26 protein-coding genes are annotated in these 25,158 nt (G+C 59.8%); 15 read left to right on the plus strand and 11 right to left on the minus strand.

Annotation, left to right across the window (positions count from 1 at the left end; genetic code table 11):
* Positions 1-3 precede the first annotated feature (3 nt).
* A complete protein-coding gene (locus CCOY_RS06615; RefSeq protein WP_092102591.1) occupies positions 4-744 on the plus strand; it encodes a glutamine amidotransferase-related protein in 741 nt (246 codons plus the stop codon).
* On the opposite strand, the gene CCOY_RS06620 is transcribed toward CCOY_RS06615, so the two are convergent.
* A complete protein-coding gene (locus CCOY_RS06620; RefSeq protein ID WP_092103098.1) occupies positions 741-1,397 on the minus strand; it encodes an NAD(P)H-binding protein in 657 nt (218 codons plus the stop codon). The genes CCOY_RS06615 and CCOY_RS06620 overlap by 4 nt on opposite strands.
* A gap of 41 nt (positions 1,398-1,438) precedes the next feature.
* Here CCOY_RS06620 and CCOY_RS06625 point away from each other — a divergent pair, with 41 nt between their 5' ends.
* The 6 genes from CCOY_RS06625 (at position 1,439) to CCOY_RS06650 (ending at position 6,473) form a co-directional block, all read left to right on the plus strand.
* Positions 1,439-1,708, plus strand: coding sequence for an ACT domain-containing protein (locus CCOY_RS06625; RefSeq protein WP_070423148.1), 270 nt, complete (start codon positions 1,439-1,441; stop codon positions 1,706-1,708).
* Positions 1,709-1,717: 9 nt separating this feature from the next.
* A complete protein-coding gene (locus CCOY_RS06630; protein ID WP_083316637.1) occupies positions 1,718-3,082 on the plus strand; it encodes a PFL family protein in 1,365 nt (454 codons plus the stop codon).
* Between the two features lie 54 nt (positions 3,083-3,136).
* Positions 3,137-3,427 (plus strand): MerR family transcriptional regulator, encoded by a 291-nt coding sequence (locus CCOY_RS06635; RefSeq protein ID WP_244268729.1) that lies wholly within the window; start codon positions 3,137-3,139, stop codon positions 3,425-3,427.
* A gap of 117 nt (positions 3,428-3,544) precedes the next feature.
* A complete protein-coding gene (gene istA / locus CCOY_RS06640) occupies positions 3,545-5,152 on the plus strand; it encodes an IS21 family transposase (protein ID WP_092101128.1) in 1,608 nt (535 codons plus the stop codon).
* A gap of 14 nt (positions 5,153-5,166) precedes the next feature.
* The gene (locus CCOY_RS06645) at positions 5,167-5,925 is read left to right on the plus strand and encodes an ATP-binding protein (protein WP_092100363.1); all 759 of its coding nucleotides are present in this window, start codon (positions 5,167-5,169) and stop codon (positions 5,923-5,925) included.
* Between the two features lie 239 nt (positions 5,926-6,164).
* Positions 6,165-6,473, plus strand: coding sequence for a hypothetical protein (locus CCOY_RS06650; RefSeq protein WP_092102594.1), 309 nt, complete (start codon positions 6,165-6,167; stop codon positions 6,471-6,473).
* Positions 6,474-7,054: 581 nt separating this feature from the next.
* On the opposite strand, the gene CCOY_RS06655 is transcribed toward CCOY_RS06650, so the two are convergent.
* Complete coding sequence (locus CCOY_RS06655; protein ID WP_083279521.1) at positions 7,055-7,300, minus strand: PLDc N-terminal domain-containing protein; 246 nt, start codon at positions 7,298-7,300, stop codon at positions 7,055-7,057.
* Positions 7,301-7,688: 388 nt separating this feature from the next.
* Between CCOY_RS06655 and CCOY_RS06660 the strand changes: the two genes are divergently transcribed.
* Together CCOY_RS06660 and CCOY_RS06665 are read left to right on the plus strand one after the other, a co-directional pair.
* Entirely contained in the window at positions 7,689-8,348 is a 660-nt protein-coding gene (locus tag CCOY_RS06660; protein WP_143028480.1) for a hypothetical protein, read from the plus strand.
* A 33-nt stretch (positions 8,349-8,381) separates the two neighbouring features.
* A complete protein-coding gene (locus tag CCOY_RS06665) occupies positions 8,382-9,920 on the plus strand; it encodes an HNH endonuclease signature motif containing protein (protein WP_092102600.1) in 1,539 nt (512 codons plus the stop codon).
* A gap of 79 nt (positions 9,921-9,999) precedes the next feature.
* On the opposite strand, the gene CCOY_RS06670 is transcribed toward CCOY_RS06665, so the two are convergent.
* Positions 10,000-11,628 carry an ABC-F family ATP-binding cassette domain-containing protein gene (locus CCOY_RS06670; protein ID WP_092102603.1) on the minus strand — a complete coding sequence of 543 codons (1,629 nt, stop codon included), beginning with the start codon at positions 11,626-11,628 and terminating at the stop codon, positions 10,000-10,002.
* A gap of 180 nt (positions 11,629-11,808) precedes the next feature.
* Between CCOY_RS06670 and CCOY_RS06675 the strand changes: the two genes are divergently transcribed.
* Positions 11,809-12,450 carry a hypothetical protein gene (locus CCOY_RS06675; RefSeq protein WP_092102605.1) on the plus strand — a complete coding sequence of 214 codons (642 nt, stop codon included), beginning with the start codon at positions 11,809-11,811 and terminating at the stop codon, positions 12,448-12,450.
* A gap of 77 nt (positions 12,451-12,527) precedes the next feature.
* On the opposite strand, the gene CCOY_RS06680 is transcribed toward CCOY_RS06675, so the two are convergent.
* From CCOY_RS06680 to CCOY_RS06710, 7 genes are read right to left on the minus strand one after another with little or no spacing between them, the layout of a single operon-like run.
* Positions 12,528-12,902, minus strand: a complete 375-nt coding sequence (locus CCOY_RS06680; protein ID WP_092102608.1) for a metal-sulfur cluster assembly factor — start codon at positions 12,900-12,902, stop codon at positions 12,528-12,530.
* Positions 12,903-12,904: 2 nt separating this feature from the next.
* Positions 12,905-13,354 (minus strand): Fe-S cluster assembly sulfur transfer protein SufU, encoded by a 450-nt coding sequence (gene sufU, locus CCOY_RS06685; protein ID WP_092102611.1) that lies wholly within the window; start codon positions 13,352-13,354, stop codon positions 12,905-12,907.
* Positions 13,351-14,583 carry a cysteine desulfurase gene (locus CCOY_RS06690; RefSeq protein WP_092102614.1) on the minus strand — a complete coding sequence of 411 codons (1,233 nt, stop codon included), beginning with the start codon at positions 14,581-14,583 and terminating at the stop codon, positions 13,351-13,353. Before CCOY_RS06690 ends, sufU begins: the two co-directional genes overlap by 4 nt.
* Positions 14,583-15,338 (minus strand): Fe-S cluster assembly ATPase SufC, encoded by a 756-nt coding sequence (gene sufC / locus CCOY_RS06695; protein WP_070484815.1) that lies wholly within the window; start codon positions 15,336-15,338, stop codon positions 14,583-14,585. Before sufC ends, CCOY_RS06690 begins: the two co-directional genes overlap by 1 nt.
* Before the next feature lie 11 nt (positions 15,339-15,349).
* Positions 15,350-16,513 carry a Fe-S cluster assembly protein SufD gene (gene sufD / locus CCOY_RS06700; RefSeq protein ID WP_092102617.1) on the minus strand — a complete coding sequence of 388 codons (1,164 nt, stop codon included), beginning with the start codon at positions 16,511-16,513 and terminating at the stop codon, positions 15,350-15,352.
* A complete protein-coding gene (gene sufB / locus CCOY_RS06705) occupies positions 16,514-17,959 on the minus strand; it encodes a Fe-S cluster assembly protein SufB (protein ID WP_092102620.1) in 1,446 nt (481 codons plus the stop codon). It abuts the gene before it with no gap.
* A complete protein-coding gene (locus CCOY_RS06710; RefSeq protein ID WP_070423137.1) occupies positions 17,952-18,656 on the minus strand; it encodes a helix-turn-helix transcriptional regulator in 705 nt (234 codons plus the stop codon). The genes sufB and CCOY_RS06710 overlap by 8 nt, the downstream gene beginning before the upstream one ends.
* Positions 18,657-18,850: 194 nt before the next feature.
* On the opposite strand from CCOY_RS06710, the gene mptB reads away from it, so the two are divergent.
* The 5 genes from mptB to CCOY_RS06735 are packed head-to-tail and all read left to right on the plus strand — an operon-like array spanning position 18,851 to position 24,159.
* Complete coding sequence (gene mptB / locus CCOY_RS06715) at positions 18,851-20,455, plus strand: polyprenol phosphomannose-dependent alpha 1,6 mannosyltransferase MptB (RefSeq protein WP_092102623.1); 1,605 nt, start codon at positions 18,851-18,853, stop codon at positions 20,453-20,455.
* Positions 20,456-20,461: 6 nt separating this feature from the next.
* Complete coding sequence (locus CCOY_RS06720) at positions 20,462-21,388, plus strand: ABC transporter ATP-binding protein (protein WP_092102625.1); 927 nt, start codon at positions 20,462-20,464, stop codon at positions 21,386-21,388.
* Between the two features lie 4 nt (positions 21,389-21,392).
* Entirely contained in the window at positions 21,393-22,181 is a 789-nt protein-coding gene (locus tag CCOY_RS06725; protein WP_092102628.1) for an ABC transporter permease, read from the plus strand.
* Between the two features lie 45 nt (positions 22,182-22,226).
* The gene (locus CCOY_RS06730; protein WP_244268730.1) at positions 22,227-23,180 is read left to right on the plus strand and encodes a COX15/CtaA family protein; all 954 of its coding nucleotides are present in this window, start codon (positions 22,227-22,229) and stop codon (positions 23,178-23,180) included.
* Position 23,181: 1 nt separating this feature from the next.
* Entirely contained in the window at positions 23,182-24,159 is a 978-nt protein-coding gene (locus CCOY_RS06735; protein WP_070423132.1) for a quinone oxidoreductase family protein, read from the plus strand.
* Here the strand turns inward: CCOY_RS06735 and CCOY_RS06740 are convergent.
* The gene (locus CCOY_RS06740; RefSeq protein WP_342027968.1) at positions 24,156-25,073 is read right to left on the minus strand and encodes a heme o synthase; all 918 of its coding nucleotides are present in this window, start codon (positions 25,071-25,073) and stop codon (positions 24,156-24,158) included. The two genes, CCOY_RS06735 and CCOY_RS06740, sit on opposite strands and share 4 nt — an antisense overlap.
* Between the last annotated feature and the right edge of the window lie 85 nt (positions 25,074-25,158).

The following is a 25,158-nucleotide window of genomic DNA, read 5'->3' on the forward strand; positions in this document are numbered from 1 at the left end:
GGCATGGCTAAGCTCCTTTTCCTTTCACTTCGCAACGGCGAGATCGGCCCAGATGTCGCGCACGCCGAGTATCACGACACGCTGCGCGCAACTGGCCTGAGCGAATTGGATATGGAGCTTCGCATCATCAATTCGCCTGACGCTGAATTAGGCCCGCTCGACACGGTCAGCGGGATTATCGTCGGCGGATGCTCGCTGAACGTCACCAATGAAGAACGTGGTGCCTGGCACCTGCATATCGACGACGTGTTATCCACCGTGGTTACGTCTGGCAAGCCCGTCTTTTTCGTCTGCTTCGGCATCTCCTGGCTCGTCGACCACCTCGGCGGCACCGTTGGGTGCACCTCGCCTGAGCCTTCTGGACCTACCATCGTTGACGTGACAGCCGAAGGGGAGCTTGACCCCGTAGTCAGTGGCTCCGGCACGTTTACCGCGCTGACGGGACATACAGAGAACCCCGTAGAGTTGCCCAATTCGTTGACCGTGCTCGCTACAGGTCCCTCCTGCCCAGTGCAGATGGTGCGTTACGACGACCACGTGTGGGCCACACAGTTTCACGCCGAAATGGACGCCGACGCCATGCGTACACGCATGGATTTCTTCCACGACTACGGCTACTTCCCTGCCGAGGAGTACGCCCGCATCGTCGCAGATCTGCCCAACCATGACGTCAGCCGGGCGAACATGCTTCTACGCAACTTCGCCCGGCTGTGCCGCGAGGACTACTTTTCCCTCGACAATTAGAGGCCTGCGACTGACCCGCTGCCACCCTCAAAGTCCAGCGGGTTACGTGCAAACGGCTCGCCACGGCCAACCGATTCGACGATCACATCTGCTACGAGCTCTCGAGGGGTTTCGGATTCGGTGCCACGTGGTTCGTCGAGAAGCGCGATGCCCTCTGCTGGGTCATCGGTCAGCAGCGTTGGGCCGACGATCTGGTGTGGCAGGCTCGAATCAAGCAGGCGCCGATCAACGGCCTTTTTTGACTCAACGTAGGCGTACCACGAACCGCCATCATCCTCAGTGGAGGCCTCGGTGGCACCTGCATAGGACACCATGACGAGAAATGGGGCGAACTCGTCTAGCTCTTCGAGCGCGTCGATCATCGTCATCGCAGCGTCGCGATCCACCGCCCAGGTCCGCTCCGCAGATCCCCCGCCTGCGCCCGCGGACCAGACAACCACATCGAATGGTGTAAGGAGGCGTGCCCATCCCTCCTGGTCGAGAGTGGTGAGATCGCGAACGATGACGGTGGCGCCATCGTCGACAAGCTGCTTGGCGTGGTCAGGATTCCGGACAAGAGCACTAACGTTATGGCCATTGCCCACTAGTTTGGGCACAGTGAAGCGCGAGACGTTTCCACCCGCACCGAGAACAAGTACATGCTGAGTTTTCATAAATGCGACCTTAACGCACATTTCCCGCCTATACTTTTCGCATGCATGCAATTATTACAACCACAGGTAAGGATCGCCCGGGCGTGATTGCAGCGGTATCGAAAACCGCAGCCGACCAGGGCCTTAACATCGTAGATGTATCGCAAACCATCATGGATGACTTCTTCACCATGATCATGCGCGTCGAGCTCCCCGAAGGAAACGTTGACATGGGTGTCCTCCAGGACGCCTTCGACGCCTGCGGCAAGCCGCTCGGCATGGTAGTCCGGATCCAATCTGAAGCACTGTTCAGCGCCATCAACGACATCTAAGGGACGACCGTGAAACTCGAGTTTTCTGACGCACGATTCCTCGACGTCATCCGGATGATCGAGGACTATCGTCTGGACATCCGCACCGTAACCATGGGTATCTCGCTCATCGGCTGCACCCGCGCCACGATGGAAGCGACCGCACAGGCCGTGTACGACCGCGTCACCGAGCGCGCACGCAACCTTGTCCCCGTCTGCGAGGGCATCGAACGCGAGCTTGGCATCCCCATTGTGAACAAGCGCATCTCAGTCTCCCCGGTCGCACTCGTCGCTGCAGGTGTCGAGGGCAACCCTGTTGAGATCGCTCGTGCACTTGATCGCGCAGCGGCCGAACTTGGTGTGAACTTTGTCGGTGGCTACTCGGCGCTCGTAGAAAAGGGCGGCACGCGTGCCGACAAGAACCTGATCTACTCCATCCCGGAAGCTCTGGCGGAGACCAACAACGTCTGCAGCTCCGTCAACATCGCATCCTCGCGCGCCGGCATCAACATGAACGCCGTGGCCAAGATGGGCGAGATTGTGAAGGAAGCGGCGGAACTGACCAAGGACCGCTCCTCCATCGCCTGTGCGAAGCTCGTCGTCTTCGCCAACGCGGTCGGCGACAACCCGTTCATGGCCGGCGCATTCCACGGCATCGAAGAGCCAGACACCGTCATCTCTGTCGGCGTGTCGGGCCCAGGTGTCGTTGACAATGCGATCGCTCCGCTCAAGGGCGCGACGCTCAACGAAGTCGCCGAGGAGATCAAGAAGGCCGCGTTCAAGATCACCCGTGCGGGCCAGCTCGTCGGCACTCTTGCTGCTGAGCGCCTCGGCGTCCCGTTTGGCATCGTCGACCTCTCGCTTGCACCGACCGCCGAAATGGGCGACTCCGTCGCACACGTCCTCGAACGCATGGGGCTCGACCAGGTCGGCACCCACGGCACAACCGCAGCGCTAGCCTTGCTTAACGACGCCGTGAAGAAGGGCGGCATGATGGCATGCTCCCGCGTCGGTGGCCTGTCAGGCTCGTTCATCCCGGTCTCCGAGGACAAAGGCATGATCGACGCCGTAAACTCCGGTGCGATCTCCATGGACAAACTCGAGGCAATGACCTCCATCTGCTCCGTCGGCTTCGACATGATCGCGATCCCAGGCGACACCTCCGCCGAGCTCATCGCCGGCATGATCGCCGACGAAGCAGCAATCGGTGTCATGAACCATAAGACCACCGCAGCACGCCTCATCCCAGTCCCGGGCACCAAGCCTGGCGACGAGGTCAACTTCGGTGGTCTACTCGGCTACGCACCGGTCATCCCCGTAAACAAGGTAGGCAACGACGAATTCATTCACCGTGGCGGCTTCATCCCCGCACCGGTACACGGGTTTAGGAACTAATTAGTTTCACGGGCATCTTGACCCTGACACAGTGTCAGGGTTGAGAATGGTCGTGTGAAGATTTCAGAAGTCGCTGCAGTTGCAGGCTGCTCTGTGCGGGCCGTGCGTCACCTGCATACGAGTGGCGCAGTTCCCGAACCGGCTCGGACCAGTGGTAACTACCGCAACTATTCCGTATCCGATCTCGCGGCGGTCCTTCGCGCCAGAGCACTTATCGACGCCGGCGTTCCGGTATCTGAAGTCCAGAGCCCGAATGCTGTTGAGAAATCGCTCGTCCTTCTCGACGAACGCATCACACAGCTCCAACTGTCGATTCGGGGTAGTTGGTACCGCGAGTCCGCGTAGTTGGTACCGGTGTTCCACGTACCCGGTACTGCAAGGGGTTTTCTTTCATAGTTGATGTTGGCGACACCACAATCCGGTGGTGTCGCGTCAACATCTACTTGGAAGGAGCCGGTCCTTGTGGCTAACTTCAAACAGATCATCGCGATGTGCCTTGACGGTGCAAGCTACGCGCAGATCACACACGCATTGGGATGTTCACGACGAGAAGTATCCCGCGCAAAGAAAGTCATCGCTGATGAGGCACTAACGCCAGAGCGTTTCCGCCAACTCCCACCGGGATGGTTCGATGATCGATTCAGCGACGGCCGGAGTAAGCGGACGATGTCCTACGACCAGCCTGATTTTCAAGCCCTTGCACGCAAGCTCCAAAGCAAAAAGCACGTGACCAGGCACAAGCTGTGGATGGACTACTTGTCGCAGCCGTGTCCGACGGACAAGACAAAGTACCAGTACTCCCAGTTTTGCAGTGGGCTCAATGAATTTCTCCGTGCTCATGATCTTGTCGAAGTCGTCACCCATGAGCCGGGGCAAGAGCTTTACGTCGACTGGGCTGGCGACAAAGTGCCGGTGGTGGATCAGGCCAGTGGTGATACCGCATTCAAGGCGTCGCTGTTTGTCGCGGTATGCCCGTACTCAGGGCTGATGTACGTCACTGCTGCTGCGAATGAGAAGATGCCGGCTTGGATTGCATGCCACGTCAAAGCGTTGAACTATCTTGGCAAATTACCGGCGGTCATCGTGCCGGATAATGCCTCTACGGCGACCTACCGGCCGAGGAAGCATTCAGGCTACCGGATGGTCACTGACCGCTACGCAGCGTTTGCCGACTACTACGGGGTCACGATTGTGCCGACAAGACCTGGCAGGCCACGCGACAAAGCGGCAGTAGAACGTGCTGTGAAAATCGCCTACACCAAAATACTCGGGTATTTCAGCGACGAGGTCTTCTACAATCTCGATGAACTCAATGAGGCAATCGCTGACCGGCTTGCCGATATCAACAGCGCAATGACACGGGCTGATGGCACAACACGGCGCATGCGCTTTGAGCAAGAAGAAGCACCAGTGATGCGCGATCTGCCGCCGACACCGTTTACGGAAGTGTCATACAAGCGGCTCAAAGTCGACCGTAATTGGCACATCACCTGTGACTACCAGTACTATTCTGTGCCATTTCAGCTGGTAGGAGAGGCAGTGACGGTCAGGCTCACCCCGCAACTGGTGAGCATCTTCAACGGTGATCAACTAGTTGCTGAACACACACGCCTTCACGGATTCAAATACCGGTACTCCACTGATCCCAACCATGGGCCAAGCAGCGATGACGAAGGCCACAAGGCGCTCACCCGCGACGAACTCTTGGCTTGGGCCTCGTCGTTCGGTTCTGCAACGCACACAGTCATAGCGATGATCCTCGATCGTAATAGTGCCGCCGTACCCCGCGGACTTCTTCAAGCTCGCAACGTGCTGGCCAACCTGGGCAAAAAGCACAGCAAAGCCACCCTCGAGCCGGCGTGCCAGCAGGTCTTAGAAAAGAAGCTGGCTCCAACTATGGCTGTGATCAAGCGCATCCAGACTGACATTGCGCACGCTCAGCAGCACCCTGCTGCACCAGGGCGAAAGACACAGCCCGCGACGAAGAACCAACAACGCCCAAGCGCCCCGCTTACCAGCGACGCAGCTGACGCCGTCTTCATCCGGCCTGCTGACCACTACGAAAACTAGAAGGAGCGTGAACCATGAGCAACATCAATGACGAAACAGTACGGGCAAAAATGCGAAAGCTTCGCGTATCGACCTTCGCTGATGTCTTCTACGAGATTGTCAACGACGAGGCCTACGCGGATGCGCTACCAGAGGACATCTTCCTCGCAGCAGTCGAAGAGGCCTACACACAACGGCAACAACGCAACATCGCCAAAGCCATCACCCAGGCACAATTCCGATACCCGGACGCGAGCCTTGCTGAAGTCACCCGAGCAGAACAACGCGGCATCAACATGCGCCAACTGAAACGAATCGCGGCGACCAACTGGCGGGAAAACCCGACCAACATTCACATCCTCGCACCGACCGGAACAGGGAAAACATACATAGTCTGCGCCATCGGCGTCGCCGCATGCCAAGCCGGATACTCCGTGGCCTACTACCGGCTAGACCAACTCGTAGACATGTTGGCGGTCTTCTCACCGACTGACCAAAACTACCTCGATAAGATGCGGAAACTGATCAATGTCGATGTCCTTATCATCGACGATTTTATGACCATGAGCATCAACCAGCGCGGGCAAGAAGACCTGAGCAAGATCATATTCGACCGCGACGGTCGACTCCCAACACTGATCTCCTCCCAATCGGCCGCCGCCTATTGGGTCGAAGCCCTCCCCGACAGAGTCGGAGCCGATTCACTCGTTAGCCGCCTCAACAACGGCCACCGAATCCGCATCGGAGACTTCGACATGCGCAAGGCCACCGCCCCAATAGAACCGGACGAATAAGACAAACAGCCGGGCCGACTCCGTCGGCCCGGCCCCGGTACCAACTACCCGGAACACAGCAGTACCGGGTCTCCGGAACACCGGTACCAAAAACCCGCATCTGACACCAACGGCAAAAACAGCGCCTTCTCGCCCTGGCATCCTCGCCACATGGAGCACCGGAGGACATCCGTAACTCCCTCAAATCTGCAATCAACGACCCGTCACTTTTTCAGATTGAACTAGATTCATGGGATCTCATGGGTTTCACCGGCGTTGCTACGCCGGACACTTGGGAGCAGCTTCGGAAGAATCTTCACGATCCGACTTGTCTCGCTGCTACCCAAAAGGCGGAGACTCTCTGGCAAGAACTCGGCGAGATGAAGCCAACAGACCCTGCCGTTGCCATGCTGGTGCGCCGGCTACAAGCGCTGGCGCAAGCCGGCCTGATGCGAGGTATCTTCCCAACCCTTAACCCCGGAGACGTACCACTTGCACTGTCCGATGTTCCTACGAAGGGCGCACAAGGATTAGCGCTTCGAATGCTGGCAGGTGATTTTCCTGCGTAGCTTCCTCCGCTTACTTCGAAAACACCCCGGCTTCCGACTAGCCAAGTATGAACTCGGGCTATACCGAGATCTCATTCGCTGGATCCGCCGAGAGACACTCATCCCTGAAGGGGCAGTTGCGATTCCTCACCAACCGGGTCGATTACAAATGCTTGGAATAGTCACGGCGGTGCTCGCAATTGAGGCCGGGGTTGTTCACCTCGTATTGCCTGAAGGGATCATTCGAGTCGTTGCGCTACTACTGTCGCTGTGGGCCCTCGTGTTCGTGTGGGGTCTAATCGCCGCGGAGCGAATTCGTCCCAGCTATTTCGACGACAAGACCGTCGTGCTTCGTCGCGGACGAACGCTTTTTACGGAAATACCAACGACCTCCGTGCACAGTGTGACGGACTCCCCTTCATATACTTCTGCGGTCGAGGTCGCCGATGGCGTACTCACATTCGGCGGTCCTGCCGGAACAGACACACTCATCTGCCTACATGAGGACGTGCTGGCCTATCCCGATCGCTACCCGTGGCAGCGACCAGTTCCCGTACGCGTTAGGAAGATACGTTACTACCGCGGTAACGGAACCAAGGTGCCTAGCGCTTCTTCCCGATAATGAAGTAGCCAACCCAGCCAAACGTGTTAACTGCGCCGATAATCGGAGTCCACAGCCACTTCGGGCCACGAATCCTCTTGGAATTGGTCCGAGCGAGGTCGCGAAGCGCAAAGGCCTTGCCTGCCGTATCGATCGTGGCCAGGACGCCAGCAATTGTCTTCTGATCCGAAGACAAGCTGTTCCATGCGTCCTTGATGGTGTCGATGAACTCATTGTTTTTAGCCATGGTTTGAAGTTTAGCCGGTCGGGTTGATCGTCGATAAGCGTGTTGCCCCTCTCGCAAAATTTCGGATATTTCTTTTATCTAGGGTCCAATGCACAATATAGTGATCAAACACTTGTGCGAGCAATGTTTAGCTCATTACGGTCACTGGTAACGCAATTTTTACGACCTAAGGAGCGCAAAAATGTTCCCAGAACCGCTACTACATGTCATAACCGAACGCATCGATTGCGAGCCCATTGGCGCAACTTTCTATCTTCACGGGGACGGATTCACATCCATACTCGAATCTATTTACGCATATAGGATCGACACACGAAATCCCACTCGGGGACTCGGAGACATCGCAAATCTTCTCGCCCAATTTCCAGCGCCACTATCCACGCAATATGTGGACACCCCGTACCTCGACGAGCTGTGCGAAGACTACCTCATCCTCGACTACGCCCGACGCGAAGTGACGCTCAGGATCGACAACTATAAGCCGGACCGCTGCACGTTTGATCATGAAAACGTTAAGCCACTTTACGAATTGGCTCGCGCTAGCAACACGGACATGTACTTGCAGCTACCGCCACTTCTTGAACGCAAAGTCATACGGGTTATCTCAAAGCGCAACGGCGAGTACTGTTCAGGCATGGATATCCTGCTCCCCGCCGGCGGAGACAGGATCCTGACCAATCTGCTTTCACTCCGGGATGAAGGATCCGTTACTGCGGAGATTTTGGCGCAATACCTATTCCACTGGAAGCCACCACACGTCCAGATTCGCCCCTTCCAGGACGCATTGCTTGGCGACGAATACGAGACGGTAGTGAAGCCACACTTCCCGAGCGACTATCCATTCCTCACCATTGATTCGCCGGAAAATTCATTGCGCCTGAGCGATAGTTCCGGCAGGTTGATCATGGTAGTCGACGTCAACGAAGACTCGATGAAGCGCGTACATGAACGGCTGACACAACCACGCCGAGAATCCATCACAGTTGACTTTCTTACCGACACATCCTGGGCTGACTCCAGCCCTACAACTGTTAAAGGTCCGTTCTAACACTAATTCCGATTGCGTTAAGGGAGAGAAACCATGTCAACGGAGCTTTCGCGCCACGTCGACACCATCTCCCATGCCCTTTTCGCAATCAAGGACCTCTTTCACGACCCAGCAACGCTGCACTTCGACGACATCCACAAAGAGATGGAACGCTTCGAAGCAGCCTTCAACGTCAAGGCAAGCCTCGACGCTTTCTTCGCATTCCTCTGCGAGCGCGATGAAGCTGGCCGCACCGTCGGCGCGAAACATCCGACCCAGTACTTACAGAAGAAGCTTGGCCTTGAGCCCAAGGAGGCCTACGACCGTCTCGCCCGTGGCCGCGACTACTACGGGGAGCCGGCCGTCGAGGAGACCGCAGACGACGCTGCTGATGCTGACCTCTTCGACTCCAACGCAGATTCCACGTCGGACGATGCCGCACAGGCGGCAGCGAAAGCAGCTGCACAGCAAGCGGCACGCGAGCAGGCGCGCCGCGAACAGGAAACGGCACGCCGAAACGCCGAGCGCGTCAATGCCGAAAAACAACGCGTGATTCGTCTCGAGCTGGATCGCCTCGTTGAGGCCGCCAAAGGTGCCCGCGCTCGTCTCCAGGCTAAGGCGCTCGCAGAGGCTCCGCGCCGTACCGTCAAGGACCTGCGCGCAACCGTACGACGTTGGGTGGAGGAAGCCAACCGCGAACACCTCGACCCCGCGAACCCGAACGCAGGGATGGAGAAACGTGGGCTACACATCGGACCGCAGCGTGCCGACGGCACCCACAAGATAACTATCGACGCCACTGCTAGCGACACCGCATTGTTCAAGGCACTCGCCGACAAGGGGCTAGCGCCGAACTCAAACATGCCGAAGGATGTCGACGACTACCGAACTCCGGCCCAACGGTCCTACGACCAATTCGCCAAGATGCTGAAGCACTACGACACGTGCCAAAAGCCAACAGGTGGCGGCTGTGCGTCCGTTGTCGTCTCCGTAACGCTCGACGAGCTCGCCGATGCCTCCCCGACCACGAAGTTTCAAACCAATACCGGCATCGACCTCACAGCATTCGATCTCGTCCGTCTCGGGATGGACGGCACCGCTGACTTCATCCTCAGCGTTGATGGGGCGACTTCTTTGCCCTTGAACCTCTACCGCACGAGCCGCCTTGCATCGTTGGCACAGAAGATCACGCTGCTCGCGGTGCAAGGCGTGTGTGCCTGGACGGGGTGCACCGCCCCACTGACCCAAACCGAGATCCACCACATCACGTCGTGGCTGCAAGGCGGTGACACCAACATCGATAACCTCGCCGCACTCTGTAGAACCCATCACCGGTGTAACAACGACTTCAAAGATCACAGAGACAACACGAGTCACATCGAGCGAGACCTCGCAACTGGTCGCGCCGGCGTGAAGCAACCCGGGTCCACCGGAATCAGGTTCAATCATGCCGATGCTGCGGAAAACTCAGCCGTCAATCGGATCCGTAGACGAAACCACCGACCGAAGACAGCTACAGCGAAACCACCACCGCGCGAGCCTACCGAGCCACCACCCTGGGCAAACCGCCAATCCCCTCACCCGCCGTTTTAGGCCGCCTCCCGGAACACGCCTGCCTCGAACGAACGTAGGTGGGCGCTAGCCTGGCCACGTCTGCCATGATGGCGCGTTGCTATGCCAGCTCGACGATCTCCATGTACTCGTCACTCCACATGTCCTCATCGCCCTCTGGCATGATGATGACGCGCTCAGGCTCCAGCGCCCGCACCGCACCCGGGTCGTGGGTGACCAGCACGACCGCACCCGTATAGGTTTTTAGCGCGTCGAGGACCTGTTCGCGGGATTGTGGGTCGAGGTTGTTGGTGGGCTCGTCGAGAAGCAGCACGTTCGCGCGCGACGATACAAGCGTCGCCAGCGCCAAACGGGTCTTTTCACCGCCGGAGAGCGTACCTGCTGGCTGATCGAGCTTGTCGCCGGAGAACATAAAGGCACCAAGCAGACCACGCAGGTCCTGCTGGCCGGCATCCGGACAAGCCTCGATCGTATTTTCCCAAACCGACTTCGAGCCATCGATCGTGTCGTGCTCCTGCGCGAAGTACCCGATCTTGAGCCCATGGCCGGATACGACGCCACCCTCCCCGTCGGTGCGCTCCACCCCGGCGAGCAGCTTGAGCAACGTGGTCTTACCCGCACCATTCGTGCCGAGGACAACCACCCGGGATCCTTTATCTACCGCAAGGTCGACACCCGCGAACACTTCGAGGGAGCCATACATCTTCGTCAGCCCCTTGCCAAAGAGCGGAGTCTTGCCACACGGTGCCGGCTCCGGGAAGGAGATGGAAGCGACCTTGTCGGCGACGCGAACGTCGTCAAGCTCGCCCATCATGCGCTCGGCACGCGCCAGCATCTGCTTCGCGGCGGCAGCCTTGGTCGCCTTCGCTCCCAGCTTCGCAGCCTGCTTCTGCAGAGCCGAGGCCTTCTTTTCGGCGTTGGCGCGCTCGCGGCGACGCCGGGCCTCGTCCAGGGCGCGCGCGTCCTTGTACTTGGAGAAGCCCATGTTGTACACGTCGGCTTCGGCGCGGACGGCGTCGAGGAACCAGACCTTATTGCAGACTGCGTCGAGGAGCTCAACGTCGTGCGAGATCATGATCAACCCGCCCTCGTGCTTGGACAGGAAGTTACGCAGCCAGGTGATGGAGTCGGCGTCGAGGTGGTTAGTGGGCTCGTCGAGAAGAAGCGTTGTCTTCGACTTACCCGAACCCTGGCGAGAAGCAAAGAGAATTTGGGCCAGTTCGACGCGGCGACGCTGACCGCCCGAAAGCGTCTTGAGCTTCTGATCGAGGACCCGCGCCGGCAGGCCGAGATTGTCACAGATCTGCGCCGCCTCAGCGTTGGCCTCGTAGCCGCCGAGCGCCTGGTAGCGCTCCTCCAGGCGGGAGAACTTCGCAATCGCCTTGTCGCGCTCCTCCCCGTCCGTCTCCTCCATCAGCTTCTGCTGCTTCGCCATGGAGCGCTGGATCTGATCCAGCCCGCGCGCGGAGAGCACACGGTTCCGAGCGGTTTGTTCGATATCGCCTTCCTTGGAGTCCTGCGGAAGGTAGCCGATCTCGCCAGACCGAGTCACCGAGCCACCGTAAGGCTCGGTCTCCCCCGCCAGGACGCGCATCGTCGTCGTCTTGCCCGCACCGTTGCGGCCAACCAGCCCGATGCGATCGCCGGGTTGGACGCGAAGGTGCTGGCCTGGTGCGTCGAGAAGCGTGCGCGCGCCGACGCGGACCTCGAGATCATTGGTGACAATCACGGCTAGATACCTTACAAGCCTGGTCAAACTGCAGAACAAAGTCTGTCAAATCACTTGACGCGGGCTGTGCGCTAATTTATAATTATCTTTACGTGCCGTCGGCATGTCTTGTTCTCCTTCCCGAGAGGTTTCCATGAAGAAGACCCCCCCCCCCTTTCCGCGCTCGCGCTGAGCGTGGCCATGTCTACCACGCTGGTTGTCACACCTGCTGAAGCTCAGCCGGCAGCGCCGAATTTCCAACAGATCCAGAAGCAGATTGACGCCACTACCCGCAACGCGCTCATGAATCTGTGGGGCCCCTACGAGCAGCTGATTCGTACCTTCCCGCAGCTCAAGCCGGTCCTCGATCCGCTGGTCGCACAGTTCCTCCCTCCCCGGAAGCCTGTCGCAGGACCGAGGACCACCGCAAATTCTCTCTTCAACGCGATCAATGCGGGCGTCGATACCTACAACCGGGCGCACCCAGTGCCAACAGGGGGGGTCTTGTATTCCCGTCCGAGTACAATGAAGCGCAGCCCGCAGCTGGACGCAATGGCACAGCGAATAGCGAATGAGGCTGTAAACGGCAACACAAATATCAACGGATTAATCGAAAACTACCGGACGCCTGCACCATTCGAATTCCACGCCGCAATCTGGGAGACGAGCGACAAACCCCACAGCGAAATGGAAGACAAGCTGCGCGCCGGCAATAAAGAGTACTTCAATCCCGGAGGCTACCACTGGCACTACGCAGGCACCGCGGTGGCTGAGCGTAATGGCAAGTATGCCTTCATCGTCGTATACGGCGGCAAGTCCGAGTACGGTATTGAGGACCTCTAAGACATAGCCTCAACGCAGAATGAAGCTCCCGCGTACCTTTTCTACGGTACGGGGGAGCTTCTGACTTTTGTAGGTCTCTACACAGCAAACCCGAGCGCGCGCAACTGCTCGCGTCCCTCTTCCGTGATGAACTGTGGGCCCCACGGCGGCATCCAGACCCAGTTGAGCTCGAGGTCGTCGACGGCAGTGTTCGAAACCACGGCTGAGGTGGCCTGCTCCTCGATCACGTCGGTCAGCGGGCACGCCGGCGAGGTAAGGGTCATGTTGAGCACCGCGACGGTCTTACCCTCGCGCTCCTCGATCCAGATGTCGTAGACCAAGCCGAGGTCAACAACGTTGATGCCCAGCTCCGGGTCGATGACGTCGTGGAGGTATTCCTCAACCTCACCGACCAGCTTGAGTTGCTCTTCGGTTTGCTGTGGTCGCTCGGACTGCTTGTTCGATTCGGTCACAGTTACTCCTTTTCTTCTAACGCATCAGACGTTGCGGCCTGGAATGCTTTCCACCCGAGCAGCGCGCACTTCACACGAGCCGGGAACTGGGAAACGCCCGCGAAGGCGACTCCGTCGCCGATCATCTCCGCGTCGCCTTCGACGGTGCCGCGGGAGGTGATCATCTCGTCGAAAGCTTCGAGCTTCTTCATTGCTTCAGCAACCGGCAGCCCGATGACCTCCTCAGCCATCACGGAAGTCGAAGCCTGCGAGATGGAACACCCCACGGCTTCGTAGGAAACGTCCTCGACGGTGGAGCCGTCTTCGGACAGGTGCACGCGCAGGGTCAGCTCGTCGCCACAGGACGGGTTGACGTGGTGCACCTCCGCCTCGTATGGCTCGCGAAGCCCGGCATGCTGCGGGTTTTTGTAATGATCCAGGATGACTTCCTGGTACATGGATTCGAGGTTCATCGCGCGAAAAACTCCTTCGCTTTGCTAATCGACGACACCAAGGTATCAACCTCGTCGAGGGTGTTGTACAGGTAGAAGCTGGCTCGGGAGGTCGACTGCAGATTGAGGCCGCGGTGCGCTGGCCACGCACAGTGGTGGCCGGTGCGAATCGCAACGCCTTCAGAGTCGAGCACCTGACCCAAGTCATGCGGGTGGACACCGTCGACAGTAAACGAGATCGCGCCACCGCGATTCTCAGCCGTCAGCGGGCCAGCAATGCGCAGCCCATCAATTGCCTGCATCTGCTCCAGGGCGTACGCGGTGAGCTCATGCTCGTGGGCTTGGATCTCGTCCATTCCGATCTCGGTGAGGAAACGCACTGCCTCGCCGAGCCCGACAACCTGCGAGGTCATTTGGGTCCCCGCCTCGAAGCGCTGCGGTGCGGGAGCGAAGGTGGATTCCTCCATGCGCACGACCTCGATCATGGAGCCACCGGTCAAGAACGGCGGCAGCTCGTTGAGGTGCTTGGAGTACACCGCGCCCACGCCACTGGGGCCGCACATCTTGTGCCCGGAGAAGGCAGCGAAGTCGACGTCCAAGGCGTGGAAATCGACCGGCATGTGCGGCACGGATTGGCAAGCGTCGAGCACGGTGAGAGCCCCGACAGCCTTTGCGCGGCGCACCATCTCCTCGACATCTGCAACCGCACCGGTGACGTTTGACTGGTGGGTAAAGGCGACCACCTTGACGGAGTTGTCGAGCTCGAGCGAGTCGAGGTCGATGCGCCCGTCCGGGGTCATCTTGTACCACTTCAACGTCGCGCCTGTGCGACGGGCGAGCTCCTGCCATGGCACCAGGTTCGCGTGGTGCTCAAGCTCGGTGATCACGATCGTGTCCTCGGGCCCGACCGCGAGCGAGCCCGCCCGCGAGTCACCCAGGACGTACGCAACCAAGTTCAGGGCTTCGGTGGCGTTTTTGGTGAACGCGATCTCGTCGTTACGCGCGCCTACGAACGCCGCGATCGCCTCGCGCGCCGTTTCGTATGCATCGGTCGCCTCCTCTGCGAGAAGGTATGAACCGCGGTGCACGGGGGCGTTGCAGCCGAGTACGAAATCACGCTCGGCGTCCCATACCCGCTGCGGGCGTTGCGACGTCGCCCCCGAATCCAGGTACACCAACGGCTTTCCGCCGCGCACGGTGCGCCCCAGGATCGGGAACTCTTGCCGGATTGCAGATACGTCGAGCGTCATTAGATGAACTTCTCGTAGCCTTCGGCCTCTAGCTGATCAGCGAGGGAAGCATCGCCGGTCTTGACGATCTTGCCGTCCGCGAAGACGTGGATGAAGTCCGGCTTGACGTAGTTCAGGATGCGCTTGTAGTGCGTAATCATGAGCACTCCACCACCGGTTTCGTCCTGGTAGCGGTTGATGCCCTCGGAGACGATGCGAAGCGCGTCGACGTCAAGGCCGGAGTCGGTCTCGTCCATAACGGCGAACTTCGGCTTCATCAGGGAAAGCTGCATGACCTCGTGGCGCTTCTTCTCGCCACCGGAGAAGCCTTCGTTGACGGAACGCTCGGAGAAGGACGCATCCATCTGGAGTGCCTCGCGCGCTGCGTTGAGCTCGGAAACCCACTCGCGCAGCTTCGGAGCCTCACCGCGCACTGCGGTGACAGCGGAGCGCATGAAGTTCGAGGAGGACACGCCTGGGACCTCGACCGGGTACTGCATGGCGAGGAAGAGGCCTGCGCGTGCGCGCTCGTCGATATCCATCTCCAGGATGTTCTCGCCGTCGAGGAGAACCTCGCCTTCGGTTACCTCGTACTTCGGGTGGCCGGCCAAGGTGTAGGCAAGGGTGGACTTGCCAGAGCCGTTGGGGCCCATGATGGCGTGGGTTTCGCCGCCCTTAATGGTCAGGTTGACGCCCTTGAGGATGGGCTTCGGCTCCTGGCCTTCCTCGGAGGGAAGGACGTTGGCGTGCAGGTTCTTAATTTCGAGGGTGGACATAGAAGCTCCTTTTAGTTTTCGTTGCGCTCGAGTTCGCCGGCGACGCGGGCGATGAGGTCTTCACGGACCGACTCGATTGGGATCTGGTTGAGGACCTCGTTAAAGAAGCCACGGATGATCAGACGGGTGGCGTCTTCCTCGCGGATACCGCGGGAGCGCAGGTAGAACAGCTGGTCGTCGTCGAAGCGGCCGACGGTTGCTGCGTGGCCTGCTCCTGCGATTTCGCCGGTTTCGATTTCCAGGTTCGGGATCGCGTCGGCGCGTGCACCGTCGGTAAGCACCAGGTTGCGGTTGGTTTCGTAAGTGTCGGTGCCTTGCGCTTCGGCGCGGATGAGTACGTCGCCGACCCAGCAGGTGCGGGCCTCGGGCAAGCCGGAGGCCTTGTCGCCTTGGAGGGCGCCCTTGTAGAGCACGTTGGAGCGGCAGTTCGGTACGCCGTGATCGACGAGCAGGCGGTTTTCAATGTACTGGCCCGCATCGGCGAAGTACACGCCGGTCAGCTCAGCGTCGCCGCCCGGTGCCTCGAAGGACACGCGTGGGGAGATTCGCACGACCTCGCCGCCAAAGGTTGCGACATGGTGACGCAGGGTTGCATCGCGCTTGACGACGATCGCCTGCTGGCCAACATGTACTGCATCAAGATCCCATTCGGCGTCGATGACGACATTGACGCGGGAGCCCTCACCGATGACCCAGTTGACGTTGTCGGCGTGAGTGCCGGAGCCCTCGTAGCGCACCAGCACGGTTGCGCCGGAGTTCGCGCCGGTCTCGACAACGATGGTGCCAAACGTCGTGACGTCTGCGCCTGCACCGGTCACAGTGATGGTGATTGTGTCGTTGAGCTCGACGTTTGCTGGCACCGATACCAGGGTGGCGTTTTCGGAGGAGGTCCACGCCTGGGCGGCGATGCGGTCGACGGGGGCTCCGGCGGCGGTCACGCGGTCGTCGTCAAGCGCAACTTGCTCAACGGTGACCTCAGACGGAGCGTCAACTGTGATCTGGGCGGGAGCCTGCGGCGCAAACTGGCCGTTGTGCAGGCCGCGCAGGCGACGTAGGGAGACGAAGCGCCAGACTTCGTCGCGGCCGCCTGGAACCTCGAAATCCTCGACATTGAAGGAGGAGTACAGGTCGCCCTTGTTGTTGTGTGTGGTGGCGTTCTTGACGGTTTCAGACATTTAGCCCACCGATCCTTCCATTTGCAGCTCGATGAGACGGTTCAGCTCGAGGGCGTACTCCATAGGTAGCTCCTTGGCGATCGGCTCGACGAAGCCGCGCACGATCATTGCCATTGCCTCTTCCTCGGCGATGCCACGGGACATGAGGTAGAACAGCTGGTCCTCGGAAACCTTCGACACCTTCGCCTCGTGCCCGAGCGTGACGCGGTCGTTACGAATGTCGTTGTAGGGGTACGTGTCCGAGCGGGAAATGTTGTCGACCAAAAGCGCGTCGCATTCAACGTTAGATGCGGAGTCGTGCGCATTGGTATTGACCTGAACCAAGCCACGGTAGGCAGCGCGGCCACCACCTCGGGCGACGGACTTAGACACGATCGACGACGACGTGTGCGGCGCCATGTGCGTCATCTTCGCACCAGTGTCCTGGAACTGGCCCTCACCTGCGAATGCGACAGAAAGAACCTCACCGCGGGCGTGCTCGCCGGTCATCCAGACAGCCGGGTACTTCATGGTCACCTTGGAGCCGATGTTGCCATCGACCCACTCCATGGTCGCGCCCTCTTCAGCCTTGGCACGCTTGGTGACCAGGTTGTAGACGTTGTTCGACCAGTTCTGGATGGTGGTGTAGCGGCAGCGACCACCCTTCTTTACGATGATCTCCACCACGGCGGAGTGCAGCGAGTCCGACTTGTAAATCGGGGCGGTGCAGCCCTCGACGTAGTGCACGTACGCGTCCTCGTCGACAATGATGAGGGTGCGCTCGAACTGGCCCATGTTCTCCGTGTTGATGCGGAAGTAGGCCTGCAGCGGGATGTCCACGTGGACCCCCGGCGGGACGTAGATGAAGGAGCCACCAGACCACACTGCGGTGTTCAGCGCGGAGAACTTGTTGTCGCCGGCCGGAATGACGGAGCCGAAGTACTCCTTGAACAGGTCCTCGTGCTCACGCAGCGCGGTGTCAGTATCGACGAAGATGACACCCTTTTCCTCCAGGTCCTCGCGGATCTGGTGGTAGACAACCTCGGACTCGTACTGTGCTGCAACGCCTGCAACGAGGCGCTGCTTCTCTGCCTCGGGGATGCCCAGCTTGTCGTAGGTGTTCTTGATGTCCTCCGGCAGATCTTCCCAGGAGGTCGCCTGCTTCTCGGTGGAGCGGACGTAGTACTTGATGTTGTCAAAGTCGATGCCGGAGAGGTCTGCGCCCCAGGTCGGCATCGGCTTCTTTTCAAAGATCTCGAGCGCCTTGAGACGCTGGTTCAGCATCCATTCCGGCTCTTCCTTGATGCCGGAAATGTCGCGGACAACGTCCTCGTTGAGGCCGCGTCGCGCGGATGCGCCGGCAACATCGGAGTCGTGCCAGCCGTAGTTGTAAGCGCCGATGGACTCGATGATCTCGTCGTCGTTCATCGGCTTTTCAAGACCTGGCGTTGGCTTTGCTTCAGTCATTGTCAGCCGCTCCTTTCGTTTCGTTTCCCGCCTTTGGGGCGAGAGGGATGTTAGTCGTGCAGATGCCGTGTCCGTCCACAATAAGGGCGAGCGGTTGCACATGCGTATCGACGATGCGCGCAATGGCCTCGTGTTCCGCCTCGCACAATTCTGGATGCTCAGCCGCTACCGCGGAGACTGGACAGTGGTGTTGGCACAGTTGGATACCTGCTGGCGTACGCCTGACGGTGGGCTCGTATCCGTGGGCTTCGAGCGCGGCAGCAACAGCTTGCACTGCTGCTTCCGGGTCGTCACTGTCAGCACCAGTCTGGACATCTGCGAAGATGCGTTCGGCCCTCCTGCGAGCGAATTCACGCACCGCTTCCTCGCCGCCGATAGATTCAATCACATCAACGGCCTCAAGTGCGATGGTGTCGTAGCTCGTACCGAACTCTTCCCTGCCCTTGACGGTGAGCTGGAAGTGCTTTGCCGGACGGCCGCGGGATGCCTGATCCCCTGCTACCGCACGCGGCGGGCAGGTTTCTGCCATCCCTTCTTCAACGAGTTTGTCCAGATGGCGTCGTACGCCGGCGGGCGAAAGTCCAAGCTCGGTGCCGATTTCGGCCGCCGCAACGGGCCCTTGTTTGAGCAGGATAGACATCACCTGCGAACGGGTTGTTCCGTTCGCGCGGTATGCAGTGTCTTTCTCTGCCACCATGCAACCCCTTTCCTTGGCTCTCTGCTCGCCTTTACACAACACTAGTGTGTCGTAATTATTCCCGCCGAAGCGGGTCTCCTTGGCGTGGCGCGCACCAAGTAAGCTCTAGCGACGTGACTGCCCAGCCTCCCCGCTCGCCGAGATTGCCGCATCTGCGGCGCCCTGGCCGTGCGGTCCTTGCGGAGTTTCCCCACATGGGGCGGCCCGGTTCGCGTTCCTCGGAACTGCACAATCCGTCGCCCGGGTTTGATGGTGGTTCGTCCATTCCACAACCGTCTTACCGGGAGCGGGACCGGTTTTTCATTTTGCGCTGGCTCGGAGCCCTGGGCGCGTGTCTCATCGCGCTCGGTGGTTTAGGTGCCGGGGCGCTCCCAGTCGTCGATAATCCGTGGTTCGCCTTCCCCTTTGGGGCCACCATGAGTCGAATGATGCTGGCTTCTAACGCCATCGTGCTCATCGGCGTGGGCATGCTTGTCGCATCATGGCTGCTTATGGCGCCGTTTGTCGGTGCAGGTGGGCACGCACCACGCATCGGAGCACCGGCGCTGCAGCGCACGTTCGTCGCATGGGTGCTGCCACTCATGTTGACAGCTCCCCTGTTCACTCAGGACATTTATTCTTATTTGGCTAACGGCGCGATTGTGCGCATGGGGCTTGATCCGTACGCCGCCGGGCCAGTAGAAATCCTCGGCGTCGACCACCCACTGGCCAGGTCTGTGCCGTTCATTTGGGCGCACTCTCCAAGCCCGTACGGGCCGGTAGCACTGGGCATCGCGGCGTTAATTTCCATTGTTACCGCCGATGCAGTGTTTTGGGGGGTCTTCCTGCACCGTGTGCTTTCTGTCGCGGGATTGCTCGCAGCATCGTGGGGGCTGCGCGCCCTTGCGCAACGGTGTGGCGTCAACGCCGCGGCTGCGCTGTGGCTCGGTCTGCTCAACCCACTGACCATCCTGCACCTGGTCGGAGGTATTCACAACGAGGCGTTACTGGTCGGCTTCGTCCTCGTCGGCCTCGAGCTCGGGCTCAGAGCAGTCGATCCGATCCGAACTGGCGATGCAACCTTCCGTACTTGGATCATCCTGATAGCATCGGGCGCCCTCCTCTCCTGTGCGGGGTTGGTGAAGGTGACCGGGTTCATCCCGCTGGGGTTTATTGGCATGGCGCTCGCGCGCAGTTTTCACCTCAGGGGAGTCTCTACGGTGCGCTCCATTGCGCGGGCAGTCGCCGTGCAAACGCTTATTTTCTTAGCGACGATCACACTCGTCTCCCTCGGTACCGGCATCGGGTTCGGGTGGGTGACGGGACAGGGCGGTGCTGCGTCGATACGCAGTTGGCTCTCGCTGACCACCGACATCGGCGTCATCAGTGGATTCATTGGGATGCTGCTGGGACTCGGCGATCAGACCGAGGCGATACTCGTCATTACGCGTGGCGCAGGGCTCGCCGTCGCGGCGGCGTTCGCGGTGCGAATGTTGTGGGCAACGTTTAAAGGCACGATCCACCCCGTCGGCGGGCTCGGCGTATCCATGCTGGTGCTCGTGATCCTGTTCCCGGTGGTGCACCCCTGGTATCCGCTCTGGGCGATCTTGCCGCTAGCGGCCTGGGCGAACCGGTTCTTTTTCCGGGTGATTGTGGCGTCTTATAGCGCGGTTTTTAGCTTCCTCGTGCTCCCGCGCGGGCTGGCACTGCCGCCGTTTGCTGTGGTGACAATCTACGGGTCAGCTGCTGTTGCGTTCGCTGCGTTGGTGCTCGTTGCCTGGTTGGGTTTCCGGTACTGGCGGGGCCGCGGGCTAGACTGATCGGCCATGAGTGATCTTGCTCTTGAAGTCGACAATGTCGTCAAGGAGTACGGCGAAAAGCGGGCTGTCGACGGACTGACGTTTACCGCGCGACGTGGTGAACTTTTAGCACTGCTCGGCCCGAATGGTGCCGGCAAAACGACGACGATTGAGATGTGCGAGGGGTTTACCACACCAACCTCCGGGTCTATCCGGGTGCTTGGCATCGACCCTGTCACGCAACCGCAGAAGGTCCGTGACCGCATCGGCATCATGCTGCAAGGGGGCGGATCCTATGCGTCGTTAAAGGTTCGCGAGATCCTGCAGCTCGCTGCGCGGTACAACACCAATCCTCACGACCCGGACTGGCTTATCGAGCTGCTCGGGCTTGAAGGCGTAGCGAAGACCACGTACCGCCGCCTGTCGGGTGGCCAACAGCAGCGACTGTCGCTCGCGCTCGCGATGATTGGTCGCCCGGAACTCATCTTCCTCGACGAACCCACCGCAGGCATGGATGCCCAGTCGCGCCTCGCAGTATGGGACATCATCCAGGCGATGAAGCGTGACGGCACCACTGTGCTCCTTACCACCCACTTGATGGACGAAGCGGAAACGCTCGCCGACGACGTTGCGATCATTGACCATGGCAAACTCGTCGCCCAAGGCTCCCCAGCGGAGTTGACCAGTCATGAGGAGTACCCGGTTGTTGCTGTCCGCACGGACCGTAAGCTCGATGTGCACCTGCTTAACGACGAACTCCGAGCGCTCGACATTACCGCCGAGGCAGTCAGCTCTCAGCGCTACCGAATTCTTGGCGCCGGTTCCCCGGCCGTCATCGAAGCGCTTGCGCGAAGTGCTGCCCAGCAAAACGTGCTGATCCGGGATTTGTCGATGTCGCACCGCGACCTTGAGGACGTCTTTTTGGATATCACCGGACGAGAGTTGAGGAGCTAACGCAATGACCACGCAAGCCCAGACCACCGACCGAGCTCTTACCCCTGGTATTTTCACGCCGAACCCGCAACGTGCATCACTTGCACAGATGGCACTGGCACAAGGCCGCGTTGAAGCAAGGCTGATGCTGCGCCACGGCGAACAGCTCCTCGTCAACCTCATCATCCCTGCTGCGGTGCTCATCGCAGCCACGCACATGCCGATGTTTGGCGACGACACCGACTTCAACGCACTCGTTCCGATGGTGTTTGCTGTTGCTGCTACCTCGGCTGGCTTCACGGGCCAGGCGATTGCCCTTGCGTTTGATCGTCGATACGGAGCGCTCAAGCGCGTGGGCGCCTCGGGCGTGCCACCATGGACCATTGTCGCCGGGAAAATCTTCGGTGTTCTCGCCACCGTTTTGGTACAGATCGTCGTCCTCGGCGCGATTGCCCTGTACCTGGGCTGGCGAGTCTCAGTCGCAGGCGCTGGATTCGGCCTGATTACCCTACTGTTCGGCGTGGCGGCGTTTACCGCCATGGGACTACTGATGGGCGGCACGTTGAGCTCCGAGATAGTCCTTGCGCTGGCAAACCTGATCTGGATTGCGTTCATGGGCATCGTTGGATGGGTGGTCTATTCCGGAGACCTTTCTAGTGCCGGTGTATGGAATGCTGTGCCCACGGTCGCGCTAGCCGGTGCATTGGCAGATGCTGTTGACCTGCGTTTTAACGTGTCGGCTTGGGTCTCGCTCGCAGTATGGACTGTCCTAGCGATCATCGGGGCGGTGCGCCTGTTCCGCTTTGACGACTAACCGCGATACACTCAAGCCGTTATTCATCCGAAAGTTGGAGAAGTTTTGTCGACCACCACTGCCCAACCAAAGTCCCAAAGCCGCTTCAAAGAGGCCTGGCAAGATCCCTCACTTCACCTGCAGCGCGTTCTCGGCATGGTGCTGCTCATCTGCCAAGGTGGCATTACGGTCACCGGCTCGCTTGTCCGCGTGACGGGTTCCGGTCTCGGTTGCGACACCTGGCCGCTGTGCCACGAGGGCTCACTCGTGCCGGTTGCGGGCGCTGCACCTTGGATTCACCAGACAATCGAGTTTGGTAACCGCCTGCTCGCCTTCGTCGTCGCCGCTGCCGCAGTCCTTGTCCTAATTGCGGTATACAAAGCGAAGCGCAGCGACGCAATCAAGACGATGGCTTGGGTTTCCTTCCTCGGCGTTGTTGTCCAGGCCGTCATCGGCGGCATTTCAGTACGCCTCGACCTGCAATGGTGGTCCGTCGCGGTGCACTTCCTGCCGTCGATGCTGCTCGTGTGGGTTGCGGCAGTGCTCTACATGCGCATCGCAGAAACCGATGCGGCCGATCCGACGCGCCGCTTCCCCGCGCATGCTCAGACCTGGACCGTCATCGCCGCCGTCGCGCTCTGCTTTGTCCTCGTTACCGGCACTATGGTTACCGGCTCGGGTCCACACTCGGGTGATTCCGGTGTTGGCATGGAAGGTCGTCTCGACCTCGACACCCGGATGCTCGCCTATGTCCACGCCATCTGCATGTACGTCTACCTCATCGCAACCTTCGTCGTCGCTTTCATCTTGCGCCGCTCTGATGCCCCTGCAGACGCAAAACGAACCGTCTGGGTGCTCATTGCATTGATTTTTGTGCAGTGGGCCATCGGCGTCATCCAGTTCAGGATGGGTGTTCCACGCTGGACAATCCCAGTCCACATCGGCATGTCATCAACGGTCGTGGCATTTAGTGCATTCCTTTTCGCACACGGAAAGCGTCGTTTGCCTACGCTAGTGTGACATGAAGGCAATTCTTGTTACCAAACATGGCGGCCCGGAGGTACTCGAATACACCGAGATCGCCGATCCCGTTCCAGGCGAGGGGCAATTGCTTGTCGACGTCGACTATGCCGGCGTCAACTACATAGACACGTACTTCCGCTCCGGAACGTACGCCTCTGAGCCTCCCTACATCCCCGGCACCGAAGGTTGCGGCCGAGTGGTCGACGACCCATTGGGGGAAATCGCGCCGGGTACGCTCGTCGCTTGGCACGACGCTCCAGGGTCCTACGCAGAAAAGGTTGCCGTCGACCGCAACCGTCTCGTCGCAGTGCCGGAAGGCGTGCAGCCCGAGGTCGCGGCATCCATGCTTCTACAGGGGATGACCTCGCACTACCTTCTCCACGGTGTTCGAGATACCAGGCCGGGAGACACCATGGTCATCACTGCTGGCGCCGGTGGCGTCGGCCTTATCCTGACCCAGATGGCTGCGGCGCTCGAAACCACGGTTTATTCGATTGTTTCGAGTGACGAGAAAGAGGATCTCGCGTACAAAGCCGGAGCGACCAAGGTGTTCCGATACGGAGACAAGGGCTCCGCTCTCGCAGAGGAAATCAAGGAAGCCAACGGTGGCAAGGGCGTCAACGTGGTCTACGACGGCGTTGGCAGGGACACTTTCCAGTTTGCCCTTGAGGTCACAGGTCCGCGCGGCCTCGTGTGCTCCTTCGGTTCCGCGTCGGGCGACGTGGAGCCGTTCAAGATTCAAGAGTTGAACCAGCACGGAGCGCTGTTCCTCACCCGCCCCTCGCTGAAGCACTACGTTGCCACAGACGAGGAGTTCCTCATGCGCGCACAGGCAGTTGTCCGTGCGATCGAGGACGGTACCGTCCGGATGCGCGTCCACCCGCCGTATGAGCTCAAGAACGCCCGCAAAGCCCATGAGGATCTGCAGGCGCGTAAGACCACAGGTTCTGTGGTGCTCAAGATCGAGCGGGATTAAAAGAGCAGTTCTCCTATAGTCTCCCAGCCAAGCACGGCGTCAAAGGACAGACCGAGGAACAGGGCCGCGAGGTAGTTGTTCGACAAGATGAACAGCTTTAGCGGCTTGACCTTCTCGCCACGGACGATGCCGTTGTGCAGCTTGGTCGCCATGACGAGGAATGCGACACCGGATACCACGGCAATCACGAGGTAAATCCACGACGCAGCCGGCACGAGGCCAAACGAGACAATGACGGTCAGCCAGGAGTACAGCACGATCTGACGGCTGGTTTCTTCTGGCGAGGCCACCACCGGCAGCATCGGCACATTCGCACGCGCGTAGTCTTCCCTGTACTTCATTGCTAGCGCCCAGGTGTGCGGTGGCGTCCAGAAGAAGATGATCAGGAACATCACGATGGCCTGCCACCAGTGGTCTGGCGTTCCGTCGGTGACGTTGTCGCGGATCACGGCCCAACCGACGAGCACCGGCATGCAGCCAGCCGCGCCGCCCCAAATCACGTTTTGCCACGTGCGGCGCTTGAGCCACTTCGTGTAGACGAAGATGTAGAACGCGTTGGTCAAGATGATGAAGAACGCCGCCAACCAGGACTTACAGAGCAAACCAAGCCACAGCACACTGATGATCAGCAGTGCCCATGCAAAGATGGCGGCCTTTAGCTTGGTGATCTTGTGACGGACCAGCGGGCGGGCGCGCGTACGCCCCATCTTCTGGTCGATGTCGTAGTCGGCCACCATGTTGAACGTGTTTGCGGCGCCGGCGCCCATCCAGCCTCCGAGGAGAGTTGCGAGGACGAGCCAAACGTGAACTTCGCCGCGGTCAGCCTGGAGCATCGCCGGGATTGCGGCGACCAGGAGTAGTTCAATGACCCTCGGCTTCGTCAACGCGAAATATGCCTTAATGGTCTCCAACAACTCTCTCCTTTTTATTCTTCAGGTGGCGCAGGGCACTCATACCTTTGGACGATGGTAGCCGTTCCCCCACTGTAGGCACGAATCG

The sequence above is a fragment of the Corynebacterium coyleae genome, from assembly GCF_030408635.1.
GTDB lineage: Bacteria > Actinomycetota > Actinomycetes > Mycobacteriales > Mycobacteriaceae > Corynebacterium > Corynebacterium coyleae.

What these genes read in the sequence shown, in the direction of transcription:
- CCOY_RS06615 (WP_092102591.1), top strand. Translation starts at nt 4, where the DNA reads ATGGCTAAGCTCCTTTTCCTTTCACTTCGCAACGGCGAGATCGGCCCA.
- CCOY_RS06620 (WP_092103098.1), bottom strand. Translation starts at nt 1,397, where the DNA reads ATGAAAACTCAGCATGTACTTGTTCTCGGTGCGGGTGGAAACGTCTCG.
- CCOY_RS06625 (WP_070423148.1), top strand. Translation starts at nt 1,439, where the DNA reads ATGCATGCAATTATTACAACCACAGGTAAGGATCGCCCGGGCGTGATT.
- CCOY_RS06645 (WP_092100363.1), top strand. Translation starts at nt 5,167, where the DNA reads ATGAGCAACATCAATGACGAAACAGTACGGGCAAAAATGCGAAAGCTT.
- CCOY_RS06650 (WP_092102594.1), top strand. Translation starts at nt 6,165, where the DNA reads ATGGGTTTCACCGGCGTTGCTACGCCGGACACTTGGGAGCAGCTTCGG.
- CCOY_RS06655 (WP_083279521.1), bottom strand. Translation starts at nt 7,300, where the DNA reads ATGGCTAAAAACAATGAGTTCATCGACACCATCAAGGACGCATGGAAC.
- CCOY_RS06665 (WP_092102600.1), top strand. Translation starts at nt 8,382, where the DNA reads ATGTCAACGGAGCTTTCGCGCCACGTCGACACCATCTCCCATGCCCTT.
- CCOY_RS06675 (WP_092102605.1), top strand. Translation starts at nt 11,809, where the DNA reads ATGTCTACCACGCTGGTTGTCACACCTGCTGAAGCTCAGCCGGCAGCG.
- sufU (WP_092102611.1), bottom strand. Translation starts at nt 13,354, where the DNA reads ATGAACCTCGAATCCATGTACCAGGAAGTCATCCTGGATCATTACAAA.
- CCOY_RS06690 (WP_092102614.1), bottom strand. Translation starts at nt 14,583, where the DNA reads ATGACGCTCGACGTATCTGCAATCCGGCAAGAGTTCCCGATCCTGGGG.
- sufC (WP_070484815.1), bottom strand. Translation starts at nt 15,338, where the DNA reads ATGTCCACCCTCGAAATTAAGAACCTGCACGCCAACGTCCTTCCCTCC.
- sufD (WP_092102617.1), bottom strand. Translation starts at nt 16,513, where the DNA reads ATGTCTGAAACCGTCAAGAACGCCACCACACACAACAACAAGGGCGAC.
- sufB (WP_092102620.1), bottom strand. Translation starts at nt 17,959, where the DNA reads ATGACTGAAGCAAAGCCAACGCCAGGTCTTGAAAAGCCGATGAACGAC.
- CCOY_RS06710 (WP_070423137.1), bottom strand. Translation starts at nt 18,656, where the DNA reads ATGGTGGCAGAGAAAGACACTGCATACCGCGCGAACGGAACAACCCGT.
- mptB (WP_092102623.1), top strand. Translation starts at nt 18,851, where the DNA reads ATGGGGCGGCCCGGTTCGCGTTCCTCGGAACTGCACAATCCGTCGCCC.
- CCOY_RS06720 (WP_092102625.1), top strand. Translation starts at nt 20,462, where the DNA reads ATGAGTGATCTTGCTCTTGAAGTCGACAATGTCGTCAAGGAGTACGGC.
- CCOY_RS06725 (WP_092102628.1), top strand. Translation starts at nt 21,393, where the DNA reads ATGACCACGCAAGCCCAGACCACCGACCGAGCTCTTACCCCTGGTATT.
- CCOY_RS06735 (WP_070423132.1), top strand. Translation starts at nt 23,182, where the DNA reads ATGAAGGCAATTCTTGTTACCAAACATGGCGGCCCGGAGGTACTCGAA.